Origin of the sequence: Roseisolibacter sp. H3M3-2 (assembly GCF_029211165.1) — a bacterium.
Classification (GTDB): domain Bacteria; phylum Gemmatimonadota; class Gemmatimonadetes; order Gemmatimonadales; family Gemmatimonadaceae; genus Roseisolibacter.
Genome location: NZ_JARGEK010000284.1, coordinates 1 through 6,546 on the forward strand (window position 1 = coordinate 1; position 6,546 = coordinate 6,546).

A 6,546-nucleotide genomic window follows, 5' to 3' on the forward strand; every position below is an offset into this window, starting at 1 on the left:
TGCTGCTCGCCGCGCGCCGCCCCGCGCCCGCCTGCGCCGCCCCCGCGGCCGCGCCGCCGTCCGCCGCCATCTCCGACTCGGCGCGGCTGCGCGGCCACCTCTACTGGCCGACCGACGCCTACTGGAAGTCGCGCGCGCCCGACACGGCGCTGGTGGACATCGAGACGTCGCGCGGCACGATCACCGTCGCGCTGCGCCGCGCGTGGGCGCCGAACGGCGTCGACCGCGCGTACAACCTCGCGCGCGCCGGCTACTTCGACGACTCGCGCTTCTACCGCGTGGTCGACGGCTTCGTCGCGCAGTTCGGGCTCGCGGGCGACCCGGCGATCGCCGGCGTGTGGGCGCGCGAGCCGCTGCCGGCCGACCCGCGCCGCACGTCGAACGTGCGCGGCACCGTCACCTTCGCGCAGTTCAAGCCCGACGACCGCACGACGAACCTGTTCATCAACCTGCGCGACAACCCGCGCCTCGACGCGCTCGGCTTCGCGCCGATCGGGCGCGTGGTGAAGGGGATGGCGATCGCCGACCGCCTGTACGCGGGCTACGGCGAGCGCCCGATGGCGGCGGCGAACACGAAGCGCGTGTACGCCGAGGCGAACAAGTTCCTCGACGCGAAGTACCCGAAGCTCGACCGCATCCGGAAGGTGCGGGTCCGCACCCCCTGAGTCGCCGCCGCGGCGGGCGGCCGCGTCAGCGCGCGAGGCCGCCCGCGTACGGCGAGAGCCGGCGCACGAGCGCGCCGAGCCGCGGGTGGTCGACCAGCGCGTCGAGCTCGGGCTTCGCGCTGAGCAGGAGCGTCATCGGGCTCGACTCCGCGGCGACGTTCGCGAGCACCGCGTCGGCGATGCGCGCCTCGTCCCCCAGCCCCAGCTCCGCGGTCAGGCGGGACACCGGCGCGACGTACTGCTGCGCCGCCCGCGTCTCCAGCTCGTCGCGCAGCGCCAGCGCCTCGTCGCGCCGCCCCGCGCGGGCCAGCAGCTTGGCCAGCACGCCCACCAGGAGCGGGCCGCGCTGGCTCAGCTCGACCGCCCGGGCCGCGCGCGCGACCGCCTCGTCCAGCCGCCCGACGTGCGGCAGCGCCGTGCTGACGCCCCACAGGCAGACGACCGAGTTCGGGTCCATGGCGAGCCCGCGCTCGCAGAGCTCGACGCCGCGCGCGTGGGCGTCGCTCACGAAGCAGGCGGCCCCGCCGATGACGTGCACGAACGGGGACAGCGGGTCCAGCTCGGTCGCCCGCGTCACGGCGGCGGCCACCGCGTCGGCGTCGCCGGCGAGCCCGTGCCACACGGCCGCGTACGCGTGCGACAGCCCGTCGTGCGGCGCGCGGCGCAGCGCCTCGCGCAGGTCCGCCCCGGCGGACGCCCACTCGGGTCCGAGGTACAGCTTGCGCTGCGCGCGCAGGAACGGGATCGACGGCAGCGCCGGGTCGGCCCGCTCGGCGGCCGCCAGCGCCGCCTCCGCCTCGCGGCGCGCCTCGAGCGGCGGCACGTACTGGTAGATCCCGAGCCCGTGGTACGCCTCGGCGATGCCGGCGTGCGCCCGCGCGTACCCCGGGTCGCGCGCCAGCGCCTGCCGGAAGAAGTCGACGCCGCGGCGCAGCGCGGCCGCGATGCGCTGGTGCACCGCCTCCCGGCCGCGCAGGTAGAGGTGGTACGCCTCCAGGTCCTCCGTCGGCGGCGCCACCAGCGGCGCGGCGGCGCGCAGCCCGAGCGTGAGCTCCAGCCGCTCGACGATGGCGCGCGCGATCTCGTCCTGGATGGCGAAGACGTCGTCGAGGTCGCGGTCGAAGCGCTCGCTCCAGAGCTGGACCCCCGCCTCGGCGCTCATGAGCTGCGCGGTCACGCGGACGCGGTTGCCCGCGCGCCGTACGCTCCCCTGCAGCACCGTGCGCACGCCGAGGCGCTCGCCGATGGCGCGCAGGTCGTCGTCCCGGCCGCGCAGCGCGAACGCCGACGCGCGCGCGGCGACGCGCAGCCCGGGCACCTGCGTGAGCGCGCTGATGAGGTCCTCGGTGACGCCGTCGCTGAAGAACGCGTTGTCGGCGTCCGCGCTCATGTTGGCGAAGGGGAGCACCGCCACCGACGCGTCGGGCCGCGCCGCCGCCGCCGGGGCGGAGGGCGGCGTGAGCGCGATCGCGTCGAGCGCACGGATCACCTCCGTCGCGTCGGCCGGCCGCGCCGCCGGGTCCTTGTCGAGGCAGAGCGCGGCCAGCGCCGGCGGCGCGTCGGGGCGCGCCGTGCCGAGCGGCGCCGGGACCTGCGTGAGGTGCGCGCCGATGAGCGCCATCGGCGTCGTGCGGTCGGCGAACGGGTGACGCCCGGCCAGCGACTCCCACGCCAGCAGCCCCCAGGCGTAGAGGTCCGCGCGGTGGTCCACTCCCGGGTCGCCCGCCGCCTGCTCGGGCGCCATGTACGCCGGCGTGCCGACGGCCATCCCGACCTGCGTCAGCGTCGCGCCGCCCCCCGCGGCGCGCACCGCCTTCGCGATCCCGAAGTCCGCCACCACCGCCGCGCCGCCGCTGAGCAGCACGTTCTCCGGCTTGACGTCGCGGTGCACCACGCCGTGCCCGTGCGCGTAGGCGAGCGCGCGCGCCACGTCGCGCAGCACGGCCAGCGCCTCGGCGACCGGCAGCGGCCCCGCGGCGACGCGCTCGCGCAGCGAGGCGCCCTCCACGAACGGCATCGCGTAGTAGGGCAGCCCGTCGGGGCCCGCGCCGGCGGCGAGCACGGGGACGACGTTCGGGTGCTGCAGCCGCGCCGCCAGCCGGATCTCCCGCGCGAACCGCTCGGCGCTCAGCCCCTCCGCCAGCTCGGGGGCGAGCACCTTCACCACCACCCGGCGCCCGAGCGCCGCGTCCTCGGCGACGAACACGCGCGACATCCCGCCGCCACCGAGCTCGCGCTCCAGCGTGTACGCCGACCCGAGGGACGACTGCAGCCGGTCGCGCAGGTGATCGCCCATGGTGGCGGGAGCGGCGGGGGGCGGCGGGAGGGGGGGACGTCCGGCGCCAAGATACGGGCGAGCCCGCCGATCGCGCTATCGACGCGGCACGAAGGTCGGGGCGGACTCGTCGCGCAGCACGACCACGCCGTCGAAGGCGGCCGACCAGTCGGTGGTCACGACCCGGCCGAAGAGGCGCGACGGCACGGGGCCGAGGGCGCGCAGCGCCGCCCGGTCGAGGTAGGCCCAGGCGGCCGTGTCGCCGGGCGTCGCGCCGGCGAGCGCCTTGGGCTCCAGCGCGTCGGCGGGCACGGGGGGCATCGGGCGGCTCGGCGCCCCGGCGCGCGACCAGTCGCCGCGCAGCGCGGTGAAGCCCACGACGCCGAGCCGGCCGCCCCAGCGCTCGGCCAGCCGCGCCCCCAGCGGGGGGCCGCCGAGCGCGTTCGCGAGCTGCGCGTCGGCGGCGCGCGTCGCGTGCGAGGTGGCGGTCCAGACGACGATCCTCGCGTCGCGCGGCAGCCGCGCCGCCCACCACGCCACGTGCTCCGCCATCACCCGATCGCGGTCGGCCGCGCCGGGGACCCCGCCCTCTCGCGCGAAGTGGCTCGCGTAGTCGGCGAGCATCACGGCGTCCGGCGAACGCCCGTCGGGACGGCGCGCGCCGCCGCCGCGCTCGGACGCGAGCCGCGTGCACTCGGCGAGTCGCGCGCGCTCGGCGGCGTCGTAGCGCGCGGTCGCGTCGTAGGACCAACCCAGGTAGCGCGTGACGGCGGCCCGGCACTCGGCGGAGCGGCCGGGGGGCACGCCCGCGGCGACGAGGGCGGGGAGCGAGGCCGACGCGTACGCGGCGGTGGCGTTCACCTGGTCGTCCATCCCGCCGACGGCGACGCGCCCCGCCACCACTTCCCCCAGGAGCCATCGGCGCCAGGGCGCCAGCTCGCGCGTCCACCAGAAGCCCCCGATCGCGCGCGCCAGCGCGAGGTCGAGCGAGTCGGTGCGCGCGGCGCCGGTGTCGCGCGGCGCGGCGGCGATCGCCCGCTCCAGCCCGAAGAAGTCGTAGCTCCCCGCCTCGAACAGCACCGCGTCGAAGCCGCAGCGCGACACGAGGCGCTGGACGATCCGCGCCTTCACGCCGAAGCCGCGGGCGTGGCCGTGGTCGGGGAGCTCGCCGAGGAGGACGACGCGGCGGTCGCACACGGCGTCGGCGACGCGCGCGGCCGCCCGCGCCTCGACGTCGGCGGCGGAGGGGGCGGCGGGCTGCGCGTGGGCGGCACGACCGACGCCGAGGGCGCCGCACAGCAGGAGGGCGAGCGCGCGCGCGCGGCGGATGGTCGGGATCGCGGTCATGCCCCGAAGCTACGGATCGCGGGGCCGACCGCATGGTGCAGTCGGGTCAGCGGCGCGTGTGCGCGCCGCCGTCAGCGGCGCAGCGTGCTCCCCGGCTTCCACGCCGGCGCCGCGTCCTGCCCCGCCACGCGCTCGATCAGCGCGTAGTAGAAGCGGTTGAAGTCCGCCGCCGCCTTCCAGTCGATCCGCTGCGCGAGGTCGTCCTTGGGCGTGTGGTAGCCCTCGCGGTACCAGCGGCGGTAGATGCGCTCGCTCTCGGTGCCGGGGCGGTAGCCGAACACGAAGTTCGTGGCCGGGATCCCCGCCTGCAGGAACGGCCAGTGGTCGGAGCGCTGCAGCAGGCCGCGCTCGGGCTCGGGGTCGCGCTGCACGGCGATCCCGAGCGACTGCGCGACGGCGCGCGCGTCGTCGCCGAGGCTCGTGTCGTCGAGCGCGTGCACGGTGAGGAGCTCGAGCGGGAAGAGCGGGCGGAGCTGGTCGAGGTTCACGTTCGCCGCGATGCGCTCGCGCGGCACCGGCAGGTGGCTCAGCAGCCAGCGCGTGCCGAGCAGCCCCTTCTCCTCGCCGGTCACGATCGCGACGATCACCGGGCGCCGGAACCCCTTCCCCTCGCGCCGCTCGAGCAGGCGGACGATCAGGGCGACGTACGCCGCGTCGTCGAGCGTGCCGTTGTAGAGCGAGTCGCCGTCGACCGCCGTCCCGTAGCCGTAGCCGTCGAGGTGCGCGGTGAGGACGATCGCCTCGCCCGCCTTGGCCGGGTCGGTGCCGGGGAGGATGCCGACGACGTTGGGCGAGCGCAGCGTGCGGCGCGCCGTGGTGAACGCGGCGCGCAGCCGGTCGCGCACGTCGAACGACGGCAGCGGGCGGCCGGCGCTCCCCGCGGCGACGAGGGCGGCGGCGTCCTGCCCGCTCCCCTCGATCACGGTGCCGAGCGCGTCGGCGTTCAGCGAGAAGGTGACGAAGCCGCCGCCCGACGCGGGCGCCGGGGTCGGCGTGGGGGCGGGCGTCGCGCGGGCGACGGCGACGGTGCGCACGTACGCCGACGGCCAGCGCGGCGGCTCGACGGTGAAGCCCGGGTCGGCGACGGCGAGCATTCCCGCGGCCCCAGCCTGCTGCAGCGCGGCGCGGCGCTGCTCGTCGTTCGGGAGCCCGGCGCGGCGCGCGGCGTGGCAGACCACCAGCTTCCCGCGCACGTCGCCGAGCGCGTCGGCGCCGCAGTAGCCGCGGTAGGCGAGCGCGCCCTCCAGCGACGCCGGCGCGCCCTGCGCGCGCGTCGTGACGTCGTGCAGGAAGCGCAGCGGCCGCCCGCCGACGTCGAGGCGGGCGCCGGTGATCGCGACCTCCTCCATCGGCACCCACTGGTACCACGTGCCGTCGTCGCCGAGCGGCTGCACGCCGGCCGCGGCGAGCCAGCCGGCGACGTGGCGCGCGGCGGCCTCGTGACCGCGGGAGCCGGTGTCGCGCCCCTCCATCGAGTCGGCCGAGAGCACGGTCGTGCGCTGCCACCACGCGCGCGTGTCGGCGTCGGCGGGGCCGCCCGCGGGGGGCTGCAGGAGCGCGAGGGCGGAGAGGGCGACGGCGAGCACGATGGCGTCGGAATGCGGGGGCGGACGGCGGCGCGGCCGCGGCACGCGCGGCCGCGGTACGCTCGCCCGCGTGCCGCCGCCCGGCAAGGGCGTCGCCCGCTACGTCGCCGGCTACGTCGCCGCGACGACCTGCGCGATGTGCAGGCCGCGGATGCTCGTCTGGCGCGCCTGCTCCAGGAGCCGGCGCACCAGCACGGTCGCGTGCGCGAGCGCGCGGCCGTCCGGCGTGCCCTCCGCGGCCGCGTGGCGCAGCGTGCCGACGACCTCCTCGCACAGCAGCTCGGCCTCGTGCGCGAAGTGCGGCTCGCTCCAGCCGAGACGGTGCCGCTGCGCGCCGTGCAGCTCCGCGACCAGCCGCAGGATCTCGCTGCCGTCGCGCAGCAGCTCCGGGGCGCGCCCGGCCGTCTCGCCGATCGCCACCAGGAGGTGCGCCACCTCGCACACGATCGTGCCCGTGTGGTCGCGCACCTGCGCTTCGGGGAGCGCGCCCAGGTTGGGGAGCAGCCGGTCCGCCCGGAGCCGCGCCGCGTGGCGGCGCGTCACCCCCTCGATGTCGCGCGACAGCGCGTCGCCCAGCATGGCCACCTCGCCGTACCAGCGCTCCGGCGCCGCGTCGGCGGTGCCGCCGGCGGCCGCGTCGGGCGCGAGCGCCTCGGCCGACGCGTCGTCGTCG

General features: G+C 77.9%; 5 protein-coding genes. 1 reads left to right on the top strand and 4 read right to left on the bottom strand.

Annotation, left to right across the window (positions count from 1 at the left end; translation table 11 throughout):
* On the top strand, positions 1 to 665 hold a 665-nt coding region (locus PYV61_RS18910), incomplete at its 5' end, for a peptidylprolyl isomerase (protein ID WP_275834503.1).
* A gap of 25 nt (positions 666 to 690) precedes the next feature.
* Here PYV61_RS18910 and PYV61_RS18915 read toward each other — a convergent pair.
* From PYV61_RS18915 to PYV61_RS18930, 4 genes are all read right to left on the bottom strand, one after another.
* Positions 691 to 2,961 carry a protein kinase gene (locus PYV61_RS18915; RefSeq protein ID WP_275834505.1) on the bottom strand — a complete coding sequence of 757 codons (2,271 nt, stop codon included), beginning with the start codon at positions 2,959 to 2,961 and terminating at the stop codon, positions 691 to 693.
* A gap of 75 nt (positions 2,962 to 3,036) precedes the next feature.
* Positions 3,037 to 4,287, bottom strand: a complete 1,251-nt coding sequence (locus PYV61_RS18920) for an erythromycin esterase family protein (protein ID WP_275834507.1) — start codon at positions 4,285 to 4,287, stop codon at positions 3,037 to 3,039.
* Positions 4,288 to 4,358: 71 nt separating this feature from the next.
* A complete protein-coding gene (locus PYV61_RS18925; protein ID WP_275834509.1) occupies positions 4,359 to 5,873 on the bottom strand; it encodes a M28 family peptidase in 1,515 nt (504 codons plus the stop codon).
* Between the two features lie 111 nt (positions 5,874 to 5,984).
* A partial coding sequence (locus PYV61_RS18930; protein WP_275834511.1) for a hypothetical protein occupies positions 5,985 to 6,546 on the bottom strand: 562 nt, incomplete at its 5' end.

What these genes read in the sequence shown, in the direction of transcription:
- PYV61_RS18915 (WP_275834505.1), bottom strand. Translation starts at nt 2,961, where the DNA reads ATGGGCGATCACCTGCGCGACCGGCTGCAGTCGTCCCTCGGGTCGGCG.
- PYV61_RS18920 (WP_275834507.1), bottom strand. Translation starts at nt 4,287, where the DNA reads ATGACCGCGATCCCGACCATCCGCCGCGCGCGCGCGCTCGCCCTCCTG.